Consider the following 22540-nt stretch of genomic DNA (forward strand, 5'->3'; position numbering starts at 1 on the left):
ATCTTCGGCGCGGCGCATTGCGCGGTCGACGGCAGGTCCCCTGTCGGACGTGATCGCCTGGTCGACGGCACGCACCCTGCGGGGCGCGGACGTCAGATCGACGGTACGACGCCAGACCCGAGCGCCCGGGGCGACGCCACGGTCCCGGGCACGCACACGTGCCTCACCCCTTCGGTCAGTGACGATCGCGCCCATGTCGTTGCGTCGGCGGATCTCTTTGTTGAGCCGTTCTTGCGGGTTGTTGGATCAGATCTGCCGCCATATCTCGTGCGGGAAGGCGGCGCAGGCGAGCAGGTCGTGGCCTTGGGGAATTTGGCTTCCAGGTGTCCCCGACATCTGGCATGCACTCCAGTTGGCGAGCACTGCCAACTCGAGTGCCCAGTCACACGGACCAATTGGCCCGGGCTCGTTCGTGTATCCGCTCCGTGGGCATGCTGCACTCCCAGATCCGACTACGGGGGAGGCATCGCATGAGGATCGTCATCACGGGTGGCTTCGGTTTCCTGGGACGCCAGGTCACCGGCACGCTGCTCAGGACGCGGACGTTTCGAGGGGCACCGATCGATCGTCTGGTGCTTGCCGACCGGATCGTGCCGTCCGAGTCGCAGTGGGCGTCCGACCCGCTCGTGGAGATCGTGCAGGGCGACCTGATCGACCGCCTCGCCGAGGTGTTCGCAGAGCCGGTGGACGTGGTGATCCACCTGGCCGCCGCCGTCTCGGCCGAGTGCGAGGCCGACTTCGACCTCGGTATGACCGCCAACCTGGACACCACCCGCGCGCTCCTCGAAGGCGCCCGGGCCCAGTCGGCCGCCGGCGGGCCGAAGCCGTGCCTGGTGTTCTCCAGCAGCGTGGCGGTCTACGGTTCCGACCCGGCGCTCCCACTCCCGCCTGTCGTCAGCGAGTCGACCCTGCCCACGCCACAGTCGAGCTACGGGATCCAGAAGCTCGTCTGCGAGCAACTGATCGCGGACTACACCCGCCGCGGGTTCATCGACGGACGCGTCGCCCGCCTGATGACCGTGTCGGTGCGACCCGGCAAGCCGAACGCGGCCGCCTCCGGCTTCCTGTCCGGCATCATCCGCGAGCCCCTCGCGGGCCTCCCGGCGATCTGCCCCGTACATCCCGAACTGCGGGTGGCCCTGGCCTCGCCGCGACGCACAGTCGAGGCCATCCTCCGCATCGCGGAGGTGGACCGCGGAGTGGAGAGGGGCCAACTCGACGGCGGACTGCCGGTCAACCTTCCGGCGCTCACGGTCTCGGTCGCCGAGATGCTGGCCACGCTGCGCCGACTGGTCGGCGACGCCGTCGTCGACCTGGTGACGATCACGCCAGATCCTGCCGTCGAGGCCATCGTGGGCTCGTGGCCCTCCGCCTTCGACAACGCACGCGCCGCCGGGCTCGGACTGGAACCCGACCCGAGCTTCGCATCGGTGGTGCGGGACTACCTCGCCGACCACCCCGACGTGGTCCTGGCCGACCCGTCGCGCGCAGCGGGACAGCTGGGCCAGTCTATGGACTGACTAGATCTTCCTTCCGGACCTCCCCGAGTTACGGCACGGGCTGCCCGCTGCATCGCCATGGTCATTCATCCGGAACGACCCTCGTCTGCGGCGCGACGGCACTACAGCCCCTGCGGATGCGGTGATCTGGTGCACCGGCTCCGCCCTGCCCAGTGGCACTCATGGTGATGGCCGGGGCGCTCTTGCTTGCGCTCTCTGCCTTCCTGGCCGCCCGGCATCGCAAGCTTTGGATCATCCACCGTGTGCCCGCAGAAAACCAGGCTCCCCGCGAACCCGTTGAGCAACCGCAGAATGCTGTCTGAGCACGTCGAGCTCCAGAGGGCTGCAACCGGCGATCACCTCCATGGGCCGAGATGGACCGGCTTCTGGTCTGGATCAAGTAACCATGCTCTGCGGCAAAGGACATGACGAGATGAGCGACGAGGTCGAACGGGGCAGCAGACTCGTCCTGGTCGCGTACCACCAGTTCGACATCAGCGACGAGGACGGTGCCACCGGAGCGGACCTGGACCGTAGGCACAACGGCCTGGTCCGCTCCGCCGACGGCACCGTCATCGTCATGACCGGCATCCACACCGGCGAAGTCGACGTCACGGTCAGCCTCCATGAGGCCGAACCCGCACCCGACCAGGGCGACTGGCCGGAGATCGTCGAAGTCTCCGCACACTCCGTCTCCGGCGAGCATGGTCCGCGGCATGATGGCCGACCTGGACGAAGACCTGCCCGTCCTGTCCTTCGCCGGCCCGGGCGACTACCGGCTGCACGTCCACGCGCGCGGCCGGGACACCGCCATCGACCTGGCCCCCGACGAAGTCACCGAGTGGCACCTCATCCAGGCCTGGCCAGCCCCCACCCACGACGTGAGCGTGCTGCGTCCACAGCAAGGTTTACGGAGCCTCTGTCCGCGCGGGCTGACCCGTGGGCGAACACCGTGCTGCCCGCCCACCGTCTTCTGGCGGGCGGGCAGCACGCGTATGACGACGATGCGCGCCCAGCCGAACACCATGTTCAGTTCTCCGCCCGGTGCTTGCCGCGTCGGCGCCGAAGACGGCCCCGACACCATGAAGATGAGCAGCAGGCCCGGAGTGATAGCGAGCATGGCCATCGGACGGTCGGCGTCTCCATCAGCTCGGCGATGCCGTCGCGATCGCGCGCTCCGTACGACTTTGCGTGTTTCTGTCGTCGCCTGATGGTGTGGGTGCGGGCGGAATCCGCTGGTCCGCAGCTGGTGGTCTGGTGGTCTGGTGGTCTGGTGGTCTGGTGGTCCGGTGGGGTGGCGGGGTGAGTGAACGCAAGCCGTAACCAAGCGACTTATGGGATGGGCAGTGGTCGTTGATCGAGCCGGTGATCACGGCATGGGAAGGCCGGCATCGCTCGGTCAGCGGCCATCAGGGCGCCTGTGCGATACGGGAGATCGTGAACGCGATCCTCTAGCAGGGCCGGACCGGCTGCCAGTGGGCCTACCTCCCGCACGATCTGCACGCCCTTACTCCACATCCGGTGCTTGATCAGGTGGAGTTCGGCCTCGATCATCGTGTCCTTGAGCCCCGGCAGCAGCCTGTCGTTGTACTCGGCCGGGTCGTAGACCCCGTCGGTGTTCGCCAGTACCGCGCCCGACAGGGCACACAGTTCGATCAGCTGGTACCAGTCTCTGCCGGAGCGGGCCAGACGGGACATCTCGATCCCCAGTACGAGACCGACATGGTCCAGCCCGATCTCGGTGACCAGGCGGGTCCGTCCGGCCTCTCAGGGTGCGGGCCGCACCACAACCGGTTGAGGGGTGCTTTCCCAGCGTCGGTTCGCGATGGCCTGGGGACGTCCCTGACGGGCCGGCCTTCGGCTGCCAGGCCGAGGGCGGGTTGCGCTTCCGGGCTCAGTGCGTGCCGACGCCGTAAGTGGTGCCGTCGGCGATGGCCTGGAGCTTGTCGGGGTTGGCGACGTTGTGGATGGTGGTGATGCGGCCGTCAGCGTCGAAATCGAGGGTGACTGTGGCGATCACGCGGCCCGGTCGACCCGGTCCGCTGAACACGATGCCCGGGCCCCCGTTGATCTCGACCAATTCGGCGTTCATGTCGGCGGGCTCGATGCCCTGGTAGGTGACGGTGCCGATGGCCGCGAACCAGGCAGCCACCGTCTGGGCGCCCACAACCGGACGCAGGGCCTGTCGGACCTTGCCGCCGCCGTCGGTCCACAGGGTGACGTCCGGGGACAGCAGCTCCATCAGGGCGTTGACGTCACCGCCGGTGGCGGCGGCGAAGAACCGTTTGGTGACCTCGCGCTGCCGTGAGCGATTCGCGGTGAAGCGCGGCCGCCGGGCCCGTACGTGCTCACGTGCGCGGTGTGCCGCCTGCCGCACCGCGGGCTCGGAACGCTCCACCGCCTCGGCGATTTCGGCATGACTGAAGTCGAAGACCTCCTTCAGCACGAACACGGCGCGCTCGAGCGGGCTCAGCGTCTCAAGCACCACCAGCATCGCCATCGACACCGACTCGGCGTCCATGACGGTCTCGGCGGTGTCGCCGCTGGTGAGGATGGGCTCTGGGAGCCAGGGGCCCACGTAGGTCTCGCGCTTGTGCCGGGTGGAGCGCAGCCGTGCCAGGGCCACGTTCGACACGATCCGCGTCAGGTATGCCTTGGGGTCGGCCACCTGCGAGCGGTCGGCGGCCGACCACTTGATCCAGGCGTCCTGGACCGCGTCCTCGGCGTCGGCCGCGGTGCCGAGGATGCGGTACGCCACCGAGAACAGCAGGTTGCGGTGCTCGTGGAACACCCGCTGGTCGGAGTCGGGGTACGGATGGGTCACCGGGCGCCCCGGATCCGGGTGAAGCGGCCGCCACGCGGCCAGAACGCGCCCGAGGCGGGCATCTTCTTCATACGGCCGAAGGTCGGCCAGGGTGCGGCACTCACGGTCTCCTTGTACCAGGCAGCCGTACGGCCCGTCAGATGAATTTTCCGGGGACTGCCGTCGGGGCGGGTGAACTGCACGACCGCGTCGTGCCGGCCCAGGCTCACCGGCGTGTGGTAATAGCCGAAGCGGAAAGGCTTGGGCTGCTTGCCCTTCAGCGTGCGGACGATCGACACCGCTGCGTGCACACCGGTCGGCATCCCGCCCTGGCAGGTGCCGTGCATGACCCCGTAGCCCTGGCGGATCACGGCCGCGTCACCGACGGCGTACACATCGGGGTGCGATACCGACCGCAGCGCAGTGTCGGTGACAATGCGTCCGCGCTCGTCGACGGCTAGACCGGCGGCGGCCGCCAGCGGTGACACCCTCGTACCACTCGTCCACAGGACGGCATCGGCGGCAAGGCTCTCCCCGCCCGCCAGCTCGACCGAACCGGGCAGCACCTTCACCACCTCGACCCCGCTGCGCACCGTCACGCCCAGCCGGTCGAGGGCGGACTGCAGATGCGCCCTGGCCTTCGGGGTCAGGGCCGCACCGGGCTCGGCCCGGCCCAGCAGTACGACGTTCAGCTCCGGGTGCCGCTCGGCGATCTCCGCGGCCGACTCGACGCCGGTCAGTCCGCTGCCGGCGACCACCACCGTGCCGCTGCCGAGCCGGGTCAGCCGGTCGGCCAGCACCTCGGCGTCCTCGGGGCTGTTCAGGGTGTACGAGTGGTCCGCGACGCCCGGCACCGCCGCCGCGTCGGCCACGCTGCCCAATCCGTACACGAGCGTGTCGTAGTGCAGGACCCGGTCGTCGTCGATCCGCACCGTCTTTGCGTCCGCGTTCACCGCTGTGACCCAACCGCGCACGAACTGCGCGCCCGTACCCTCCAACAGCTCCGGGATGTTCAGCTCGGCGAGCTGCTGCCCGGTCGCCGTCATGTGCAGCCGCAGCCGCTCGGTGAACTGCTCCTGGGTACTCACCAGGGTCACCTGCACGTCCTCGCACCTCTTGACCCGAGCCGCGAGCTGGATGGCCGCAGACATGCCCGCGTAACCCGCCCCCAGGATCAGAACGCGGTGTGTGGTGGCCCTGCCGGCTTCGTGCTGTGCGCTCATCGTTCCGCCCTTCTCCGCTTGCTGACGACCACTGGATGCAAGCGGCCTGCCCGTCCGTGACATGAGGTCGATGTGATGTGCGACACAGACTGCTTGGTGGGCGATCCCGCCCCGTGGCTGAGCGCGCAACCAACTGGAGCCAAGAGCAGGGGTGGAGATTCCACGGCTCTGGCCGCAGTTCCGTGAACCACTGTGCCTGGTGCGCCAGCAGAGAGACGCACCGATCGGCCGTGGTCCCGACCGTAGGACATGCTGTTGCGGTGAGTGATACTCAACCAGCATGGCAGGAATGGCTGAACAGCTTGGACCTGCCGCAGAAGGCCGCCGCGGAGTCGCTGCGTGCACAGTTCAGCGCCCTCGGCGTGGCCGATCCTGTCGACCTGATCAAGTCGGAGGTCATGGAAGACCTTCCGCGACTAGCGCGATTCGTGCTGCTGCGGAGCCTGTGGCGAGGCGCGATCGACGGCTGGTCCGACCCGGTCTCGCTCGATGGACTGCCCGCCGCGCAACGCCTTCTTGCCGCGGGGGCGGACAGGGAGGACCTTGTTCGTTTGGTCCGAGCCGTTGCCTATGAGGCGGTGTTCGCGACACTCGACGAGCTGGACGCCGGCAGCGATGTGAACGTGTCGGGCGTGGAGGCCGGCTGGGTGGTCATGGAGTCGGGCGAAGATGGCTCCCCGACCGGGCGAGCCCTGTCGGGCCTGCATGAAGACTTCCTGACAATGGATCCCAGCGGGCGCGACGGAGCTGACCTCTGGCAGTGAGGGCAGGCCTTCGGGCTGGTCGTTGCAGCTCACGGCTGGGTGAGGATCCGGGCCCGGAGGAGTTCGAACGAGGCTCGGCCTTACATAGCTCGCCTAAGTGTTTTCACGCGGTTTCGTGGCCTTCGGCTACCCCGGAGCTCCGTGGAAGGGTGAGCCCGGCGGTGACGGCGTGGAGGTCCTGGCGGAGGAAGCCCGCGAAGCTCTTCATGGGCTTCGGTGCGTCCTGCTCGGACTGCCGGATCCACTCCAGCGACAGGTATCCGCGCTGATGGCGGATCAGGTCGGTGAACGCCCGGGTGAGATCGCAGGTCCGGGTGATGCCCGGGCAGGCGAGCCGGACTTGAAGGAGTCGTTCGTCCTGGCTTTCGGTGAGCGTCTCCCGGGGCCGCATGATCCACGAGGTGATCTTGCGAGGGCTGGGGATGTCGGCCCGGACCGGTTCGGCGGAGCCCGCGCGAAGGGCGGCGAGGTGTTAGCGGACGACCTGGCGGACCCCGCCGCCGCAACAAACCCCGCTACGCCCGCGACGGCCGCATGGTCGCTACGCCGAACTCGACGACCACGCCGAAGCCGACCCCGACAGCGGCTTGTACCGCCACGCGTCTTCTTCCTCCTCCCACACGACCGCGACGCCCAACCCGAAGGCCTCTACCAAGAAGGCGACCCCGGAGAAGCCGTCGACTCCCGCACCATCGAGGTCAAAAGGTCGGCGAGAAAACGCCTTGGCTTCGGGAGCGACTCCTGGCTCCACCTACGGACGAGCGCCGGCCCCACCGCCGTTTCGCGGGAGGCAGTTCCAGCGAGTTCTGGCCCCACCCGCAGACCAGGCCAGCTACGTCCGGGGTGGGGCCAATGCTCATTCCCGATCAACCCCATCGGAGCCGCCAGGTGGGGCCATAACCCGCGCGAGAGTGGGGCCAGTTCTCGTTCCTGAAGCCAAACGCCTCGCTCCCAGAGCGGACCCGGTGCCATAGCTGGAACGCGCGTCTGACCTCACTGTGCCTGGCTCGCGGTGTGCACAGCGAGAACGCGCTGCTCGTCGTCGCCTTCGTGTTCCGGCCCCAGGCGAGTCTGGTCGTGCTGTGGGCGCTGGGAGACGAGAGGACGCGGCGGATCATCGAGCGACCGCACGAGACGGCGAGTTTACGTATCAGGGCATGGCTCTGCGACAGGCCCGCCCCCGACAATCGACAGTGCCGTGAAGCAGCAGAAGCCGTGTCCGCGGTGGGCGGTGGGCGGTGGGGTCAGCTTCCCGGACACGTCTCAGAACCTGCGTACGTACGGCGTCGTCGTGCTCAGCCGCTTGAAACCGAGCCGCTGAAGGATCGGGCGGCTCGTCGGCATTGCGTCGACCTGGAGGTGGCGTACTTCGTGGGTGGCAGCGAGGCGGGCGCGGTGGGCCACCAGTGCCCGGTAGAGGCCGCGGCCGCGGAACTCCGCGACGATGCCGCCTCCCCATAGGCCCGCGAAGTCGGTGCCCGGAGTGAACTCGATCCGGCCCGCTCCGACGGGCCGGTCACCGACCAGAGCCAGGGTCATCACGAAGCTGCCGGGGTTGTGCGCCAGCCGGTCGAGCAACTGGCCGCGCAGCCGCTCGCCGCTTGTGCCGAACGCGGCCTCGTGCACCTCGACCGCGAGCCTGATGCCTGCTTCGTCGGTAGCGTCCACGAGCCGTATGTCCTCGGCGCATTCGACGACGGTGGACAGCTCGGAGACCTCGGCGATCATCAGGCTCTCGGGGTCTTCGGCCGTGAACCCGGCGCGCAGCAGCCGCTCGCCGAGGTCGGCGGGGGTGTCGTGCGCAAACGTCTTCCACTCGAACTCGACCCCGAGTGCGCGGTAGTGCCGCACCTGCTCGGCGATCGCGGCGTCTGCGTTCGACGCGTCGAGGTCCGACCACATGATGCCGTTCCAGTCGTCCGGCCCGCCGCTCTGGCGGACCACTCTCGCCACGCGCTCGACGCGCATCCCAGCGTGGTCTGGTGGGACGTCGCGGCGCATCTGGCGATCGAACAGGAGCAGCACTTGGTCATGGTCCATGCGCGCATTGCAGCACCGGACGCGAAGCCGCACAAACGAATTCCCGCAGCCCGGGCGCGGGGTCCGCGCGGGGGCGCAGTGACGCTGGGAGGTTGTGCAGCTCTTCCATCACCGGCCCGTCAGCCGTGACCTGTTCCAGGCCGACTCCTGCCTGCGCTGGGTATAGGGCTGCCGCTGACCACACCTTCCGGATCTGCCCCTCTGCGGTGGCCGCGCACCCAGGCGGGTTTCTTCACCCAGTCCGTGGACCGCGAAGGCGACCTGCTCGTCCTCGTCGCCGAGGACGGCCCCCGGACCCGGTCGACGAGGTCATCGTCCTGACCGGCTTCCGCCCCGACCTGTCCTTCCTCTCCGAGCTCCGCCTCGGACTCGACGAGTGCCCCCAGGCACCCACCGCGCTGGCCCCGCTGATCGACCCGAACGTCCATTCCTGCGGCACGGTCTACCCGCACGGCGTGAACGAGCTCGCCCACCCCGAGCAGGGCGTCTACCTGGTCGGCATGAAGTCCTACGGCCGTGCACCCACGTTCCTTGCGATGACCGGCTACGAGCAGGTCCGCTGCGCTCGCCGGGGACCACGAGGCCGCCGAGCGCGTCGAGCTGCCCCTGCCGGAGACCGGCGTCTGCGGCGGCGCGGGCCTGTTCGACGGCCCCGGCGCCACCCAGAGCAGCGAGGGCGGCGGCTGCTGCGCCGCCCCGGCCACCCTGCAGATCGGCATCGACGCCCCTGCAGCCGCGTCCGGCGGCTGCTGAACTCCCGGCGCCGTTGAGCGCGGGCGCGCGGCGTCACCGCTGACGCGGCCGCCTTCGTCGGCACGGCACCGTGGCTCAAGTACCGTCGCTTCTGGTTGAGAGCGCGAGTTCGATTTTCGCCACCCGCTCATGCAGAAGGGCCGGGCCAGAGGCGTGGGTCTGAGCGAATATGGGGCGGTGCCGTCCTCCCCTTTCTGGTGGTACGCCTTCTGGGGCACGCCGTTCGTCACCGCCGTGTCCGTGACGATCGAACTGGCCCTCGGAATGGGGCTCGCCCTGGTCATGCATCGCGCGATCTTCTGGTGCGGTGTCGTCCGCATGTCGGTCCTCGTTCCGGACGGGAGCGTCACCGTGGTCGCCGCCTTCTCCTGGCCCTACGCTGGACCCCAGAGCTCGGATACCTCGCCGTGTGACCTTCATCGCCGCGCGTGCCCGCAGTTATCTCGTGGACGTGAATTCGGGCAGGGCGAGGGCTGAATGGGCTGGTCGTCCCACCGTGGCGGGCATGGTGCTGAGGTTGCGCAGCATGTCGTTGCGCTGTTTCAGGGCTTGAACGGTGGTGGGAAAGAGCGTGGCGCCGCCCTTGCCGATCTGATCCTGGTTCACGGTCACGAATGCGCGGGTCTCGTGTTCGTAGGCTGCAAACCCCGCGGCGGCGTCCCGGCCGGCCAGGGATCCGGCGAGCATGTACGCGCCGACGAGGGCGAGGCTGGAGCCTTGTCCGGTGAGGAACGAGGGTGCGTACGCGGCGTCGCCCACCAGCGCGACCCTGCCGCTGGACCAGCGAGGCATGCGGATCTGGCTGACCACGTCGATGAACAGATCATCCGCGTCGCGCATGGCGGCGATCATGCCCGGGACTTCCCATCCCGCGTCGGCGAAAGTCGTGGCGAACAGGTTCCGTTGGGCTTCTGGGGCACGGAACCCGTCGGATGGCGGGTCAAGGTGGGCAAAGTTCAGGAAGGCGTGCACTTCGTCGTCGTCCCCTACGGCGTAGAGAGCCGCGGCTCTGCCCGGGGTGTTCCACATCGTGATCTCGTGGGAGAGGCCGAAGGTGTTGCGCATGGTGAACACGGCGAAGCAGTACCCGAGGTATCGGTGGAACTGTTTTTCGGTGCCGAACAGGAGCTCCCGGGTATGTGAGTGCAGGCCGTCAGCCCCGAACACCATGTCGAATGTACGTCTGCTGCCTGCGCGGAAGGTGACATCGACGCCGTGGTCGAATGGGTCGAGGGTGTCGATGGAGTCGTTGAACAGGAACTCCACGTCGTCGCGGACCGCCGTGTGAAGAGCCTCGGTCAGATCGGCGCGCCGCACTTCGAGGTCCCGTCCGGCGACACTGCCGACGACGGTATGCGGGTTGACCGAGGCCACCTCGCGGCCATCCCCGTCGAGGAAGGTGAACCGACGCGAGTCGGTGTGTGCCTCCTGCAGCTGTGGCAGGATCCCCATCCTGCGGACGACCTCCAAAGCGGTGCCGCGCACGTCGATGGGGTAGCCACCACTCCGTAACGTGCCTGCTTTCTCCACCACCGTGACTGCGTATCCGTAGCGGTTCAGCCAGAACGCGAGAGCGGTCCCGGCGACGCCGGCCCCCGAAACGAGGACCTTGCGCCTCGGCGTGGTACGGGTATTCGTCAACTGGCCGGTGAGGGTCATTGTTTGACTCCCTTGTTCAAGGTACGGACGGCGAGCAGGGACAGGGCCGTGACGGCGCCGGCGATGGCGAAACCGGTGACGAAGGCCGACTCGGCCGGGTCATCCGTCCCGGGGTGGGTTCCGGCGGTGAGGAAGGCGGCGCTGATCTGTGCGCCTGCGGCCATGCCGATCACGCGCGTCACCAGGACCAGGCTGGTCGCGGTGCCGGTGTGGCCGTGATCGACAGAGGTGGCGGTCTTGACGACTATCGCCGTGACGCAGACACCGCTGGCCAGGGCGATCAGTGCCTTGCCGACGACGAGGTGCCAGATTTCGAAGTGCACGAACGCCATGGCGGCCAATGTGGCCGTCATGATGCCGATTCCGGCGGTGACGACGGCACTTGAGCCGAAACGCCGTGCCGCGAGCCCGCCGAGCGGTCCGCTGATCGCTCCCGCGACGGTGCCGGGCAAGAGGTACTGCCCGATGCTGGTGGCGCTGGCCCCGAAGCCGTACCCGTCGGCGGATACCGCGAGCAGTTGCGGAACGAGATACATGGACGTAGCCGTGCCTACACAGACGGCGAACGTGATCGCATAGGAACTCCAGATCGCAGGCTTCGCCAGCAGGTCCAGATCGACCATCGGCGAGGGTGACCGGCGTTCCACGGCGATCCATCCGGTCACGAGGAGGGCCAGGAGCACGACGAGGGCGCTGAGTGCGAGTGGCTGGCTGCCGGCTTCGGGCGCCATGAAGAGCCCGAACATGAGCGTCAGCAGAACACCGCTCAGGAGAACCAGGCCGGGCCAGTCGATCCTTGCGTCCGACCGGGCCGGCGGATCGTCCGGCATCAGCCTGTGGACGAACAGGGTCGCCACGACGATGGCGATGGTCGGTATCGCGAACATCCAGTGGCGGGACAGCCCTTCGGCGATGGGCCCGGCGATCAGCGTACCCAGCATGCCGCCGCCCACGAACAAGCCGCTGACCACCCCTATGGCGACCTGGGACTGTTCCGTCGGGAGGTTCTTTCGTACCAGGATGAAGGAGAGGGGCATCGCGCCCACCATCGCGCCCTCCAGTACTTGACCGAGCAGCAGCACCGGCAGGTTCGGTGCCAGCGAGGACACCAGACCACCGACCGAGACCACCGCCATCAGCCGGAGCATGATCTTTTTCCCGCCGTAGCGGTCACCGAGGTTGCCTGCGATGGGCGTGACGAGGGCACCGGTGATGAGCATCGTGATGCTGAGGAGTGCCCCTTGGACAGGACTCATCGATAACTCGCGTTGTAACAGCGGGAGTGTCGGTGTCACCACCGACTCCAGGGCCCCGGTGGCGACTGCCAGCATGCCGAGAGCTGCGACGGCGGCCTTCCCTATGAGAACCGGGGGAGCCAGGGCTGTGGTTGTTGCCACGAACGTCCTCTTTTTCGTAGGCGGGCGGGTACGGGGTCGGCGGCGCGTGTAGCGCTGCTGCCTTGCAGGGCCTGGTGCGAATGCCGCAGCCGCTCAGCGGGCGCGGTGTGCAGGCGGCTTGGTGGACAGAGCCGAGTTCGTCCGGCGGGAACCCAGGTGGTCCTTGAGGTGGTTCCGGCGGGCGGAGCGGGTGTACGTGTGCGGTACGGAGCATGCCGGGGCGCTTGTCTGCTGCCCGCCGCTGTCGGCGTATACGCGGTGGAAGCGTGGGTGACCTCCAGATTCCGTGCTCTTGCCGCTGTGACGACCGTGCCCGTGACCTGACTGCAGAACGACCTTGCCTCCCCCACGACTACACTACACTGTGCAGTGTAGTCAGGTTAAGGTATGGCCATGTCGACCACGAAGACACTGCGCGAGGGGTCCGCGCAGAAGCGGGCTGCCATCCTCTCCGCGGCCCGGGAACTGTTCCTCGCCGACGGTTTCGACCGGTCCAGCGTCGACGCGGTCGCCGCCCGGGCGGGAGTGTCCAAGCGGACGGTCTATGACTACTTCGGTGACAAGCAGACGCTGCTGCACGCAGTCGTCGATGCCATCGGCCAGTCACTGATCACTACGATCCGGCGCATCCTCGATCACACCCTCACCGACCGCACCGAAGCCGCCGACCTTGAGGACGTACTGGTCACGTTCTCGATGCGCATCGCGACCGACATGCTCGACTCGGCGGAGTACGCGACTCTGCGACGACTGGTCCGAGCCCAATCCGCCCACCTGCCGGACCGGGGTGAAAACCCCATGGCCGACACCCCTGACGAGGCTCTTGCCGAGCGGTTCGCCGCCTTCGCCGAGGCCGGGCTGCTCGACGTCCCCGACGCCCGACTCGCGGCTGACCAGTTCATCGCGCTGACCTTCGGAGTCGCGCTCGACAGGCTGGGTTCCGCGAACGCGGCGGAGGACACCCGCGTTCGGCCACTGATCGTCGAGGGAGTGCGGACCTTTCTCCGGGCGTACCGGGCCGTGCAGAGCTGAGGCCGCGTACCAGAACAGTGCGCCGCCAGCACGCGTCTGCCCGCTGATGCGGGGATCCTCGAAAGTGGGTGGTGCCGGACGAGGAGGGGGACTTGTTGCGGCGGGCGGTGCCCCGGCTCCCACTCGACCGACGGGGAGGGGAGGGTGGCTTCGAACGTGTCGAATGGCCCCAGCGGAACGAGTCCTGTGGCCCCGATTAGCGATCTTCGAGGGCCGTCGTGAACGAGTCGATTGGCCCCATCATGCGGTCGTCGTAGCCTGCTTTTCGCCGCGTTGAGCAAGCCGTCACTACTGATTACGAGCTGCCCAGTCCGGTGACCGAGTCGCCGATCCGTACCGTGCCAGGTTCCAGGACGTCCAGGTAAATCCCGACGCACGACAGTCGGCCCAGGTCGAAGACCGGTATGCGGTGCTCGCGGGCGACCGCGCGCATGATGCCGGGGTCGGCTGGCAACTCATCCTGAGCGAGCGTGGGGATCACGCACCGGGGTGTGGGCACCACGGCCCGGAAGAGAGCGTCGCCGATGCGCAGGTGGGAATGTATCCAGGCGTCCTCGGGGAAGCCTGGCCCGTCGGGTGTGTCGATGACCAGGTTGGGCCGGAAGCGGCGCGGGTCGAAGTCTCCGGTGGGGTGCGTGGCCCGCAGCCGTGCCAGGGCGGCTGTGGTGACGAGGTGGACTGTGCCGTAGTCGAAGAAGGTCCCCGGTGCGACCTGACTGGAGGTGATGGCCGCTCCAGTGGCGTCGGTGGTTGCTGTGCTCCGAATGGCGTCCGGGACACCGCCCTCGTATTCGGGCACTGCCCGCTCGAGCGCGCCGCCGTGCTCCGGTGGGGTGTCCGACAGGGAAACGTGGCGGCCCAGCAGCTTGGAATAGCCGCGCGTCCAGGTCAGGGTCTCCGGCCGACAGGACGATTCCGTCCGGCAGTTCGACCATGACCGTGTCGGTGCTGGTCAGTCTGCTGCGGCAGCGGAGCAACGGGCCCCACTTGCGGGGGTGTTTGGCGCTGCCGACCGTGCCCATTTCGTCGAGGACGGCGGACACTCGGTCTCCGTGCAGCCCGCGTTCGGTGATCGCCACACTTGTCAGAGCCTCGCCGAGCATGGACTTCACCGGGTACCGGCGTAACGCCATCACAGTTCCCATGGATCAATCATGGGCGCTGTCACACCACCCCGGGTGCGTTTCAGATCAGGGGGGCGGCGTCTCTAATGCCACCCGTTCGTGGCTGGGCGCGTTCACATGTACGTCGGCATAGGTCAGGCACTCGCGTGGGACTGCTGCCTGGCTTTGGTATGGGCGAGGCGGTAGGAGTCGCTGCCGGTCTCGATGATGTTGCCGCCGAAAGTGAGGCGGTCCACGATGGCCGCGCAGAGCCGGGGATCGGTGAACGTCTTGGTCCACGAGGGGAAGAGGCGATGGCCATACGGGATCGGTCACGACGTAGGCGGGACGACCCGGCTCGCGTGTAGGTATGGCCAGGTGGGGCGCTCGGGGCACCCACATGAGCGCGTCGCTCCCGAGTCGTCTCGGGATTGCGGCCAAGAGTCCTACCATCGGGCAACTACGGGGCCTGATACACGGGTTGAGGAACCAGGACGTCGCTTTCGACGATGCGGGACTCCACGAGCGGCGGGACCAGGCCGCCGCAGCGAAGAACGACGGCGCGGTCGCCATGCCCGACCGGGAAGTCCTGATCACCAGGCTGGCTCCCCCCCGGCGTCGGAGTCCACAGGGTATTTCCGGGCGTCGCGTGAGTTGGGGGCGTTCAGCAGCCAGGGGCCCGACACGACTTCCGCCTCGGAGGGCCCCCGGCGTCGGCCGTCCTCGTGGCGTGCGCCGACTTACCATGTTGGGGCGTGTGTGCGCATCAGTGCCGGGGAGGACGCCGTGGCCGTCTACGAACTCAGGAATCGCCTGGTCGTCGGTATCGCCTCCAGTGCTCTGTTCGACCTGACGGAGGCGGACGCCGTCTTCCGTGATCAGGGAGAAGAGGTCTACCGCGCCTACCAGGAGGAGCACGTGGACGACACGCTGGGGAAAGGGGTCGCCTTCCCCTTCATCCGCAGGCTGCTGTCCCTGAACGACCTCTCACCCGAGGACCCCCTGGTCGAGGTCATCATCCTGTCCCGCAATGATCCCGACACCGGGCTGCGGGTCATGCGGTCGATCCAGTCCCACAGCCTGCCGATCAGCCGGGCGATCTTCATGCAGGGCCGCTCGCCGTACCGCTTCATGCCCGCCCTGAACATGTCCTTGTTTCTGTCCGCGAACGAGGACGACGTTCGTGAGGCCGTCACGCTCGGGCTGCCCGCTGGCCGCGTCATCGGTCCAGCCGTGGCCGATGAGGGCGATGACCAGGATCTGCGGATCGCCTTCGACTTCGACGGAGTCCTGGCTGACGATGCTTCGGAACAGGTCTACCAAGCCGACGGCATTGAGGGCTTCCGCTTCCACGAGACGACGAACGCCGCCACCCCGCACGATCCAGGCCCTCTGCGGGACTTTCTCGCAGGCGTGAACATGCTCCAGCGGCGTGAAGAGGAGCGACGGGCAGGAGACGCCGACTACACGATTCGCGTCCACGTCTCCCTTGTCACCGCCCGCGACGCACCTGCTCACGAACGCTCGGTGCGCAGCCTGAAGAACTGGGGCGTGACCGTCAACAACGCCTTCTTCCTCGGAGGCATAGACAAGAGCACGATCATGGAGGTCCTCAAGCCCCACATCTTTTTCGACGACCAGGTAGGTCACCTGACCGGAACCGCCCGCAGCACGCCCAGCGTGCATGTCCCTTTTGGGAAGATAAACGCACCGGATGGTTCGGCACCTGAGCAAGCGCAGCGATGAGCCTCTCCCTGGACAGGGCAGAGCCGCGAAACGCCCAGGTCGCCAAGGCGGTGCCGTCGGCGCGGGGCTCGCTCCGACTGTCGCGCGGATGAAGCGTCCGGCTCCTTCCCCCTATGCCGCTGAGGGCCTTGTCCCACCGTGAGTCGGCGGGGATCATGACCGCGTGCAACACCGAGAGGAACTCCACGAACTGCTTTCACGCGCCGGACTTACGGCTGTCGAGGACATGCGCCCTGGGAGCCTGTTCCCGCCGGAGGTCGGCTGGCGAATCGCGCGGGGGATCGCGGCGCCGGACGGCGCGGCCCGGGAAGCGCTCGACGCCGCGTGGTGGCGCCGCCTCGCAGATGCCGACGGCGAGTTCCTGGTGGCCGTCCTCGGACACAGGATCGGCGGCAACGACTCCTGGTGGACCCGCGTCCGATACGCCGGCGCCGGTGTGCCGGGGCTGACCGGGAGCCCCGGGTTCGTGGCGCTCTCCCTGGACGGACAGGTACTTCTGGGAGAGGTGCCAGGCGTTGACGCGCCTCGGGCGACGGCCCTGGACCGACTGCCGGAGCGGCTGGAGGAGGCCGCCGCGGCCGCCGGGCGCGAGACGGAGGTCGAGCGCGCCGAGGTGTGGGCAGCGGTGCCCGGCCGACATGCGTGGCCTCTGCACTGGGCGGAGGGGATCGGGTCCAATCCGGCCGCGCCGGACGAACTGCTGATCCGGCTGCTGGATGTGGCGGAGGGCTTCCTGCATGGCTGCGATCGGCCCGCCGTCCTCGACGCCGCCCTTTCGCACCCCGATTCACGGGTGCGCGCGAGGCCCGCCGACACCTTCCGACCCAAGCTCACGTCCGATCAGTGGGTACGCCTGGTCCGTGCCGAGCCCTCACCGAGTCGGCGCGTGCTCTGGGCCGAGCATGCCTGCAGGTGGGGCGCCGAACTCCCCGAGGACCTGTACGACGACCTCCTCGCCGGCCCGTCCCGCGCCTTGGCCGCCGAACTCCCCGGGCTCCCCGCCCACCGTCTCCCGGGCCTGGCGGCCGACGCCGATCCCCGGGTGCGGGTAGCTGCCTGCGCCCGGTGGGAGGACCTCGCCGCGCCACCGCGGGAGCGGCTACTGGCCGACGCTGACGCTGCGGTGCGTACGGCGGCGCTGCTCGCCCACCACGCCGGCGTCCCCATGCCGCGAGAGGTCTTCGCCGCCCTGCCCGACCCGCGGCGGGCGCTACAACGGTGCCGCCTCGCGCCCGAGCTGGAGGCGGAGCTGGTCCGGGACGGGGACGCGGAGGCACGCCGGGCGCTGGCCGCCAACCCGGGCCTGGGCGCGCACGGCGTCGCCGTGCTGGCGGAGGACCCTCAGGACGACATCCGCTCCGCGGTGGCGCTGCGCCCCGACCTCACCGAGGAGCAACGTGCCGCCGTGCGCCACGACTTCGATGCGACGTTGATGTCGCACACCCTGCCCTGGGTGGATGACCTGCACGGCGACACCGACGCGATGCGCCGTCTCGCCGCGTCGTCCCACCCGCTGGTCCGCCGCAGTGTGGCGCGAGCCCGGCACCTCCCGCCGGATGTCGTGGCGCGCCTGGCGCGGGACGACGACCGGACGGTCCGCCTGTTCCTCGCCGAATCGTGCGACGACGCGCCGGCCGACATGCTGCTGGAGGTCTGGCGCTGGTGGGACGGCAGCTTCACTCACCCGGACCGCCCCCGTAGCCACCCCAACTTCCCCCGTGCGGGCCTGCTGCGCTACGCCGACGACCCCAGCGGGCGGATGCGCCGCCTGGCCCTGGACGATCCGGAGTCGACACCGGCTGACGTCGCACGCCTGGCACGGGATCCCGAAGCCGAGGTACGCCGCCGCGCGGCCGAGGACCCCCGGCTGTCACAGGCCGACGCGGTGCGGCTGCTGAACGACCCGGCGGCCCACGTCCGCGGGACGGTGATGCGCAGTGTGCGGCTGCCGGCCCGCGTCCTGGCCGGGCTGTTGCACGACCGCGACACGGCAGGCGCGGCGGTCACCAACCCGGCGATTCCGGTCCCCGTCCTGCACCGCATCCTGGCCGCGGCGGCCGCGGCAGCCCGGTGCTGAACACCGGCACCCCGCACGGCGGCCGTGGCGGTCCGACCCTGAACTCCCCAGACCCCCGCCCGGACGGCTCAAGTTGGTCCCACTAGCGCGTGTGTATCGGAAGTGCTCGTAATACGGTGGCCGTGGGCGGCCTCTCACTAGTACTGCAACGGTGTCTACCGTGACTGCTGACCAGCTCGGTCGTTGGTGTGGTTATGGGTGGGGACCTTGCTGATGTGCGTGTGTGGGCGAGTGAGTTGGATGCGGTGCACGGGCGATTTATGCACCGGTTCAGCCGGTCGGAGCCGCGGGAGTCGGCGCTGGCCTATATGCGGGGCCTGATCGCTCCGTTGCAGCGGAAGAACGGCTGGACGCTGGCGGAGGAGGCCGGCCATGCCGGCCCGGACCGTATCCAGAGGATGTTGAACCGGATCGAGTGGGACGCCGACGAGGTCCTCGACGATGTGCGCCGCTACGTGGTCGACAACCTCGGTGACCGGGAGGCGGTGCTCATCGTCGACGACACGGGCTTCCTGAAGAAGGGCACCCGCTCGGCAGGAGTGCAGCGGCAGTATTCCGGCACCGCCGGCCGCACGGAGAACTCCCAGATCGGCGTCTTCCTCGCCTACGCCACCGGCCGTGGACGCACACTGATCGACCGCCGTCTGTACCTGCCCACGTCCTGGACGGACGACCGGGAACGCTGCCGCCGGGCCGGCATCGGCGACGAGGTCGCTTTCGAAACGAAGGTGGTCATGGCCAAGGCGATGGTCCGAAAGGCCATCGCGGACCGGATCCCGTTTCGGTGGGTGACAGCGGATGCCGCCTACGGCTACAGCAAGGGCTGGTGGTTCGAGCTGGAGCAGGCCGATGTCTTCCACGTCATGGCCACAACCCGGCACGACACCGTCGTCACCCGCTGGTCCATCGACCATCCCGTCCATGACCTGTTTCCCGGCCTGCCACGGCAGAAGTGGAAGCGTCGTTCCTGCGGTGAGGGGGCACATGGTCGGCGGATCTTCGACTGGGCCCGCGTCGAGGTGAGGCCCTGGCACCGCGAAGACCGCCGGCACTGGGTCATCGCCCGCCGCAGCGTCAGCCGTCCCGAGGAGATTTCCTACTTCATCGCCTACTGTCCCGCCGACACCACTCTGGACCAGCTGATCCGCATCGCGGGCAGCCGCTGGGCAGTGGAGGAGTGCTTCCAGACCGCTAAGCAGGAATGCGGCCTGGACGACTACCAGGTCCGCCGCTATCCCGGCTGGCACCGCCACATGACCCTCGCCATGGCCGCCCACGCCTGCCTCACCGTCCTGCGCGCCCGCCAACTGGACACGGAGAAAGCAGAAACGGATCCTCCCAGCTCATCCACCTCAGCCTCGCCGAGATACGACGACTGATAACCCGCCTCACCGGCCGCCGCCCCACCCCAGTCGACCACATCCTGCACTGGTCGACATGGCGCCAACGACGCCAACACCAAGCCCGAGCCAGTCACTACAAACGACGCGGACACAGCCCGTGAAACCTGCCCAGCACTCAGAACAAGCACCGTTGCAGTACTAGATGCACTGGCGCGCAGGGCCCTCCGTGCCACCGAAGACAGGTCCGGGGTGACGCAGGGCCGGGTGGACAGCACCGACGCCACCGCCTGGCGTCAGGGGAGAGGCCGAACCGGGCCACCGTCCGCCCGCATCGCCACGGCGTCACGGACGACGTTCCGGTGCAGGTCCCACAGCAGCGGATTCGGGTCGAGATTCTCGTTCCCGAACCGTCCGGTCCAGCGCGTGCCAAAGACGCCGAGCGCCTCGATCGTCGGAGGCGGCTCAAGCCCCGTCGAGGAGCAGTACGTACTGCACGTCTGTGCCCTCGGTCCGCTTCTCCCAGCAGCGTGGGGACATCCGAGGCGCACCGCGGCGCAACTCGTCGACACGTGGGCTGCCGAGCACGAGCGCACGGTCGACGAGCAGCGTGCAGCGCACGTCGAGCGGCTCCACGGCCTTGGCGACCGGACAGAACTGGCGGTACGGGGACCCCACGCCGCGCAGAGTAGGTCCCCATGGCCGGAAGAACCAGGCCGGCAGCAGCCCGACGGTGGCGAATGCTGACGCTCCGGTACAGATCTGGTACTAGGAGACGGTGTACCCCGTTCCTAGACTCTGTTCCGTTCTGTACCGTTTCGTTCCGTGGTGTGCGGCGAGTTCGCTCGCTCCGTCACCGTCGCCCTGGTTCCGCGTACGTGCGCAGAAGGAGAACTGTCGTGAGTGAACTTCCCGACCCGGTCGAGGCCGACCGCGCCCTGAAGGCCAAGCACAGGGCGATGTGGGCGCAGGGTGACTACCCAGCCGTGGCCGCCGAGATCATCCCCGAACTGGGCCCGATCCTGGTCGAGGCGTGTGGACTGCGCGGCGGGAGCGAGACAGGGGCTTCCGACGCCGAAGGCCGGGGCGTGCGGCTGCTGGACGTGGCGGCAGGCTCGGGCAACGCGGCGATTCCCGCGGCGCTGGCCGGCGCGAGTGTGGTGGCGAGCGATCTGACTCCGGAGCTGTTCGAGGCCGGACGGCGGCTCGCGGCGGAGCGGGGCGTCGAAGTGGAGTGGCGACAGGCCGACGCCGAGGCGCTGCCGTTCGAGGACGACGAGTTCGACACGGTGCTGTCCTGCGTCGGGGTCATGTTCGCCCCGCATCACCAGGCCGCCGCCGACGAACTGGTACGCGTCTGCCGCCCCGGAGGCACGATCGGCCTGCTCAGCTGGACGCCCGAGGGCTTCCTCGGCCAGATGCTCGCCACCATGAAGCCCTATATGCCGCCGCCCCCGCCGGGTGCGCAGCCTCCGCCCCTGTGGGGGGACGAGGCGCACGTCCGCGCCCTGCTCGGGGACCGGGTCACGGACGTCGAGGCACGTAAACAGACGGTGCTGGTCGACCGCTTCAAGAGCCCCGAGGAGTTCCGCGACTACTTCAAGGCGCGTTACGGTCCGACCATCGCGGCCTACCGGGCCGTCGCCGACGACCCCGCCCGCACGGCCGCGCTGGACCGCGACCTCGCCGAACTCGCCCGGCGGCACGACCAAGGGGCGGGCAGCACGGCCATGGAGTGGGAGTACCTGCTGTTCACCGCTCGAACGGCGTGACCGCCTGACAGCGCACGAGGACGGACGCCGCGGCCGGCCGAGGGCAGGCCGTCGCGGCGTCCGTCGTGCGTGGTGGTGCGGGATCGCCGGTCGTGCGATCATCGGCCGGCGTGCCGGAGGCATCGCCCCGCCGCCCGATGGTCACTGTCCGGCCCGGAACCGGCCCGGCGTGTCCGGCAACTCCAGGGCCGCTTCCGGCACGGCATCGGAGTTGAAGGAGCGGTGGTGACTCTCCGGCGGCGCGAGGTAGGTGACAGGCAGTCCGCGGTTTCGACGACGATCTGGTCCACGGCGATCTGGTCCACGGCGATCGCGGGGGCGACCATGAAGAGCCGCAGGACGTGTTCGCCGGGTTCGGTGACGGTCACGGTGGTGGTCAGTGTCTCGATGCCGTCCTCGACCTTGCGGGCCCAGGCGGGCAACGGTGAGCGGGAGGGCGCCGATGGAGGCGGGCTGGTCCACGATCACCAGGACGGTGCCGAACTTCGCCTTGAGCTTGTGGAAGACGGCCCGCAGCTTCGGCTCGCTGTTGGGTAGCTGCTTGTCGTGGACCTTCTTGCCGGCCGGGGTGAGTCCGTGGCCGTGGTGAGTGGTCTTGCCGACGGCCAGGCCGAGGAAAGGCCGGGTTCCAGCCGTCGGTGCCCGCCAGGCGCGCCCCCAGAACGGCCGCGTCACCCCGCCCATGATGACGGTGACGCCGGGATCGTCCCGCTGGCCCGGCGCGTTGGGGTCTTTGACCGTGAACAAGACGGGGCATCCGCCACCATTGCGCCGATCATGCCGTCCACGTAGCCGGAAGGTGGCAGGGGAGACCCCGATTCCGCGTCGCGCAATTGTCACCAGCCGTCCTACTCGGACCAGGACGACCTGAACCGACACGATGCCCAGAATCGTGATCACGCGCAGCGGGGCCAGCGGGAGCGGCCCGTCCGCGCGCGCTCGCTCCAAGCGACCGCCGTAGCGGCGGTGCGCGCCGCCCTGCCCGAGGGCTCCCAGGTCCTGCTGCACGCGGACCTGGTGACCTCCCACCACTTCGGGTCGAAGCCGGGCGTCGACTCCGAGCACATGTGGGCGTGGCCGATGGTGTCGTCGTCCCGTTCGCGGGCGGACCGGGGGTTCTGCCCGCCCTCTGCGAGGACCGGGGCGGAAAGCGCCGGACGGGCTGCCGCCTTCGGCATCGTGCCGGGGATGGGCGGCGGCCCGGTGACCCTGCCGAAGACGTGGCTCGGACGACGGAACTTCGGCTCTACCACGAGGGGTTGGCGTCGGACCAGAACCTGACGGCGGTGGGGAGGTGCTGACGGCGGTGGGGTGAACCGTCGGGTTCACCCC

The 22540-nt window shown here is 68.8% G+C and carries 18 protein-coding genes and 10 pseudogenes; 12 read left to right on the forward strand and 16 right to left on the reverse strand.

Annotation, left to right across the window (positions count from 1 at the left end; all coding sequences use genetic code 11):
- Positions 1 to 153 precede the first annotated feature (153 nt).
- Positions 154 to 297 (reverse strand): annotated as a pseudogene (locus ACFU53_RS34725) (transposase); the annotation flags it as partial.
- A 173-nt stretch (positions 298 to 470) separates the two neighbouring features.
- On the opposite strand from ACFU53_RS34725, the gene denD reads away from it, so the two are divergent.
- The 3 genes and pseudogenes from denD to ACFU53_RS34740 all read left to right on the forward strand — a co-directional run.
- A complete protein-coding gene (denD, locus tag ACFU53_RS34730) occupies positions 471 to 1520 on the forward strand; it encodes a D-erythronate dehydrogenase (RefSeq protein WP_384001627.1) in 1050 nt (349 codons plus the stop codon).
- A 695-nt stretch (positions 1521 to 2215) separates the two neighbouring features.
- Positions 2216 to 2710, forward strand: a complete 495-nt coding sequence (locus ACFU53_RS34735) for a hypothetical protein (RefSeq protein WP_384001629.1) — start codon at positions 2216 to 2218, stop codon at positions 2708 to 2710.
- Between the two features lie 91 nt (positions 2711 to 2801).
- Positions 2802 to 2951 (forward strand): annotated as a pseudogene (locus ACFU53_RS34740) (IS5/IS1182 family transposase); the annotation flags it as partial.
- Between the two features lie 75 nt (positions 2952 to 3026).
- Here ACFU53_RS34740 and ACFU53_RS34745 read toward each other — a convergent pair.
- From ACFU53_RS34745 to ACFU53_RS34755, 3 genes and pseudogenes are all read right to left on the reverse strand, one after another.
- Positions 3027 to 3248 (reverse strand): annotated as a pseudogene (locus ACFU53_RS34745) (recombinase family protein); the annotation flags it as partial.
- Positions 3249 to 3393: 145 nt separating this feature from the next.
- Positions 3394 to 4323: an RNA polymerase sigma-70 factor gene (locus ACFU53_RS34750; protein ID WP_384001632.1), complete on the reverse strand. Its 930-nt coding sequence runs from the start codon at positions 4321 to 4323 to the stop codon at positions 3394 to 3396.
- Positions 4320 to 5525, reverse strand: coding sequence for an NAD(P)/FAD-dependent oxidoreductase (locus ACFU53_RS34755; protein ID WP_384001635.1), 1206 nt, complete (start codon positions 5523 to 5525; stop codon positions 4320 to 4322). Before ACFU53_RS34755 ends, ACFU53_RS34750 begins: the two co-directional genes overlap by 4 nt.
- Before the next feature lie 260 nt (positions 5526 to 5785).
- Here ACFU53_RS34755 and ACFU53_RS34760 point away from each other — a divergent pair, with 260 nt between their 5' ends.
- Positions 5786 to 6289, forward strand: coding sequence for a hypothetical protein (locus ACFU53_RS34760; protein WP_384001638.1), 504 nt, complete (start codon positions 5786 to 5788; stop codon positions 6287 to 6289).
- A 103-nt stretch (positions 6290 to 6392) separates the two neighbouring features.
- Here ACFU53_RS34760 and ACFU53_RS34765 read toward each other — a convergent pair whose 3' ends face one another.
- Complete coding sequence (locus tag ACFU53_RS34765; protein ID WP_384001641.1) at positions 6393 to 6680, reverse strand: hypothetical protein; 288 nt, start codon at positions 6678 to 6680, stop codon at positions 6393 to 6395.
- A 104-nt stretch (positions 6681 to 6784) separates the two neighbouring features.
- On the opposite strand from ACFU53_RS34765, the pseudogene ACFU53_RS34770 reads away from it, so the two are divergent.
- Positions 6785 to 7012 (forward strand): annotated as a pseudogene (locus ACFU53_RS34770) (DUF6009 family protein); the annotation flags it as partial.
- A gap of 540 nt (positions 7013 to 7552) precedes the next feature.
- Here the strand turns inward: ACFU53_RS34770 and ACFU53_RS34775 are convergent.
- Positions 7553 to 8329, reverse strand: coding sequence for a GNAT family N-acetyltransferase (locus ACFU53_RS34775; RefSeq protein ID WP_384001644.1), 777 nt, complete (start codon positions 8327 to 8329; stop codon positions 7553 to 7555).
- Between the two features lie 153 nt (positions 8330 to 8482).
- On the opposite strand from ACFU53_RS34775, the pseudogene ACFU53_RS34780 reads away from it, so the two are divergent.
- Positions 8483 to 9082 (forward strand): annotated as a pseudogene (locus ACFU53_RS34780) (flavoprotein); the annotation flags it as partial.
- 141 nt (positions 9083 to 9223) lie between these two features.
- Positions 9224 to 9489: pseudogene (locus tag ACFU53_RS34785) on the forward strand (ABC transporter permease); the annotation flags it as partial.
- A gap of 31 nt (positions 9490 to 9520) precedes the next feature.
- Here ACFU53_RS34785 and ACFU53_RS34790 read toward each other — a convergent pair.
- Both ACFU53_RS34790 and ACFU53_RS34795 read right to left on the reverse strand, forming a co-directional pair.
- Positions 9521 to 10741: an FAD-dependent monooxygenase gene (locus ACFU53_RS34790; RefSeq protein WP_384001647.1), complete on the reverse strand. Its 1221-nt coding sequence runs from the start codon at positions 10739 to 10741 to the stop codon at positions 9521 to 9523.
- Positions 10738 to 12072 (reverse strand): MFS transporter, encoded by a 1335-nt coding sequence (locus ACFU53_RS34795; protein WP_384001650.1) that lies wholly within the window; start codon positions 12070 to 12072, stop codon positions 10738 to 10740. The genes ACFU53_RS34790 and ACFU53_RS34795 overlap by 4 nt, the downstream gene beginning before the upstream one ends.
- A gap of 459 nt (positions 12073 to 12531) precedes the next feature.
- Here ACFU53_RS34795 and ACFU53_RS34800 point away from each other — a divergent pair, with 459 nt between their 5' ends.
- Positions 12532 to 13170 carry a TetR/AcrR family transcriptional regulator gene (locus ACFU53_RS34800; RefSeq protein WP_384001653.1) on the forward strand — a complete coding sequence of 213 codons (639 nt, stop codon included), beginning with the start codon at positions 12532 to 12534 and terminating at the stop codon, positions 13168 to 13170.
- Positions 13171 to 13465: 295 nt separating this feature from the next.
- Here ACFU53_RS34800 and ACFU53_RS34805 read toward each other — a convergent pair whose 3' ends face one another.
- The 3 genes and pseudogenes from ACFU53_RS34805 to ACFU53_RS34815 all read right to left on the reverse strand — a co-directional run.
- A complete protein-coding gene (locus ACFU53_RS34805; protein ID WP_384001656.1) occupies positions 13466 to 13969 on the reverse strand; it encodes an MOSC domain-containing protein in 504 nt (167 codons plus the stop codon).
- Positions 13970 to 14144: 175 nt separating this feature from the next.
- Positions 14145 to 14315: pseudogene (locus tag ACFU53_RS34810) on the reverse strand (MOSC N-terminal beta barrel domain-containing protein); the annotation flags it as partial.
- A gap of 113 nt (positions 14316 to 14428) precedes the next feature.
- A pseudogene (locus ACFU53_RS34815) lies at positions 14429 to 14581 on the reverse strand (ATP-binding protein); the annotation flags it as partial.
- Positions 14582 to 15059: 478 nt separating this feature from the next.
- Here ACFU53_RS34815 and ACFU53_RS34820 point away from each other — a divergent pair.
- The 3 genes from ACFU53_RS34820 to ACFU53_RS34830 all read left to right on the forward strand — a co-directional run bounded on the left by ACFU53_RS34820 (position 15060) and on the right by ACFU53_RS34830 (position 19475).
- Positions 15060 to 16019, forward strand: a complete 960-nt coding sequence (locus tag ACFU53_RS34820; RefSeq protein WP_384001658.1) for a 5'-nucleotidase — start codon at positions 15060 to 15062, stop codon at positions 16017 to 16019.
- A gap of 163 nt (positions 16020 to 16182) precedes the next feature.
- Positions 16183 to 18096 (forward strand): hypothetical protein, encoded by a 1914-nt coding sequence (locus ACFU53_RS34825; RefSeq protein ID WP_384001661.1) that lies wholly within the window; start codon positions 16183 to 16185, stop codon positions 18094 to 18096.
- 194 nt (positions 18097 to 18290) lie between these two features.
- Positions 18291 to 19475 carry an IS701 family transposase gene (locus ACFU53_RS34830; RefSeq protein WP_384001664.1) on the forward strand — a complete coding sequence of 395 codons (1185 nt, stop codon included), beginning with the start codon at positions 18291 to 18293 and terminating at the stop codon, positions 19473 to 19475.
- Positions 19476 to 19901: 426 nt separating this feature from the next.
- Here ACFU53_RS34830 and ACFU53_RS34835 read toward each other — a convergent pair whose 3' ends face one another.
- On the reverse strand, positions 19902 to 20114 hold the full coding sequence (locus ACFU53_RS34835; RefSeq protein WP_384001667.1) for a hypothetical protein: 213 nt from the start codon (positions 20112 to 20114) through the stop codon (positions 19902 to 19904).
- Between the two features lie 221 nt (positions 20115 to 20335).
- Here ACFU53_RS34835 and ACFU53_RS34840 point away from each other — a divergent pair, with 221 nt between their 5' ends.
- Complete coding sequence (locus ACFU53_RS34840; RefSeq protein ID WP_384001670.1) at positions 20336 to 21208, forward strand: class I SAM-dependent methyltransferase; 873 nt, start codon at positions 20336 to 20338, stop codon at positions 21206 to 21208.
- Between the two features lie 98 nt (positions 21209 to 21306).
- Here the strand turns inward: ACFU53_RS34840 and ACFU53_RS34845 are convergent, their stop codons facing one another.
- From ACFU53_RS34845 to ACFU53_RS34860, 4 genes and pseudogenes are all read right to left on the reverse strand, one after another.
- On the reverse strand, positions 21307 to 21630 hold the full coding sequence (locus tag ACFU53_RS34845; RefSeq protein WP_384001673.1) for a hypothetical protein: 324 nt from the start codon (positions 21628 to 21630) through the stop codon (positions 21307 to 21309).
- Positions 21623 to 21892, reverse strand: a pseudogene (locus ACFU53_RS34850) (transposase); the annotation flags it as partial. The pseudogene ACFU53_RS34850 and the gene ACFU53_RS34845, both read right to left, overlap by 8 nt.
- Positions 21881 to 22138 (reverse strand): annotated as a pseudogene (locus ACFU53_RS34855) (DUF2975 domain-containing protein); the annotation flags it as partial. The pseudogenes ACFU53_RS34855 and ACFU53_RS34850, both read right to left, overlap by 12 nt.
- Positions 22105 to 22386: a hypothetical protein gene (locus ACFU53_RS34860; RefSeq protein ID WP_384001676.1), complete on the reverse strand. Its 282-nt coding sequence runs from the start codon at positions 22384 to 22386 to the stop codon at positions 22105 to 22107. The pseudogene ACFU53_RS34855 and the gene ACFU53_RS34860, both read right to left, overlap by 34 nt.
- Positions 22387 to 22540 lie beyond the last annotated feature (154 nt).

Source organism: Streptomyces sp. NPDC057474 (genome assembly GCF_042802555.1).
In the GTDB taxonomy this organism is placed as follows: domain Bacteria; phylum Actinomycetota; class Actinomycetes; order Streptomycetales; family Streptomycetaceae; genus Streptomyces.

Bases quoted from the DNA above. Each gene is read 5' to 3' on its own strand.
- ACFU53_RS34775 (WP_384001644.1), bottom strand. From the start codon at position 8,329: ATGGACCATGACCAAGTGCTGCTCCTGTTCGATCGCCAGATGCGCCGC.
- denD (WP_384001627.1), top strand. From the start codon at position 471: ATGAGGATCGTCATCACGGGTGGCTTCGGTTTCCTGGGACGCCAGGTC.
- ACFU53_RS34800 (WP_384001653.1), top strand. From the start codon at position 12,532: ATGTCGACCACGAAGACACTGCGCGAGGGGTCCGCGCAGAAGCGGGCT.
- ACFU53_RS34795 (WP_384001650.1), bottom strand. From the start codon at position 12,072: ATGCTGGCAGTCGCCACCGGGGCCCTGGAGTCGGTGGTGACACCGACA.
- ACFU53_RS34830 (WP_384001664.1), top strand. From the start codon at position 18,291: ATGGGTGGGGACCTTGCTGATGTGCGTGTGTGGGCGAGTGAGTTGGAT.
- ACFU53_RS34755 (WP_384001635.1), bottom strand. From the start codon at position 5,525: ATGAGCGCACAGCACGAAGCCGGCAGGGCCACCACACACCGCGTTCTG.
- ACFU53_RS34765 (WP_384001641.1), bottom strand. From the start codon at position 6,680: ATGCGGCCCCGGGAGACGCTCACCGAAAGCCAGGACGAACGACTCCTT.
- ACFU53_RS34860 (WP_384001676.1), bottom strand. From the start codon at position 22,386: ATGCCGAAGGCGGCAGCCCGTCCGGCGCTTTCCGCCCCGGTCCTCGCA.
- ACFU53_RS34790 (WP_384001647.1), bottom strand. From the start codon at position 10,741: ATGACCCTCACCGGCCAGTTGACGAATACCCGTACCACGCCGAGGCGC.
- ACFU53_RS34735 (WP_384001629.1), top strand. From the start codon at position 2,216: ATGATGGCCGACCTGGACGAAGACCTGCCCGTCCTGTCCTTCGCCGGC.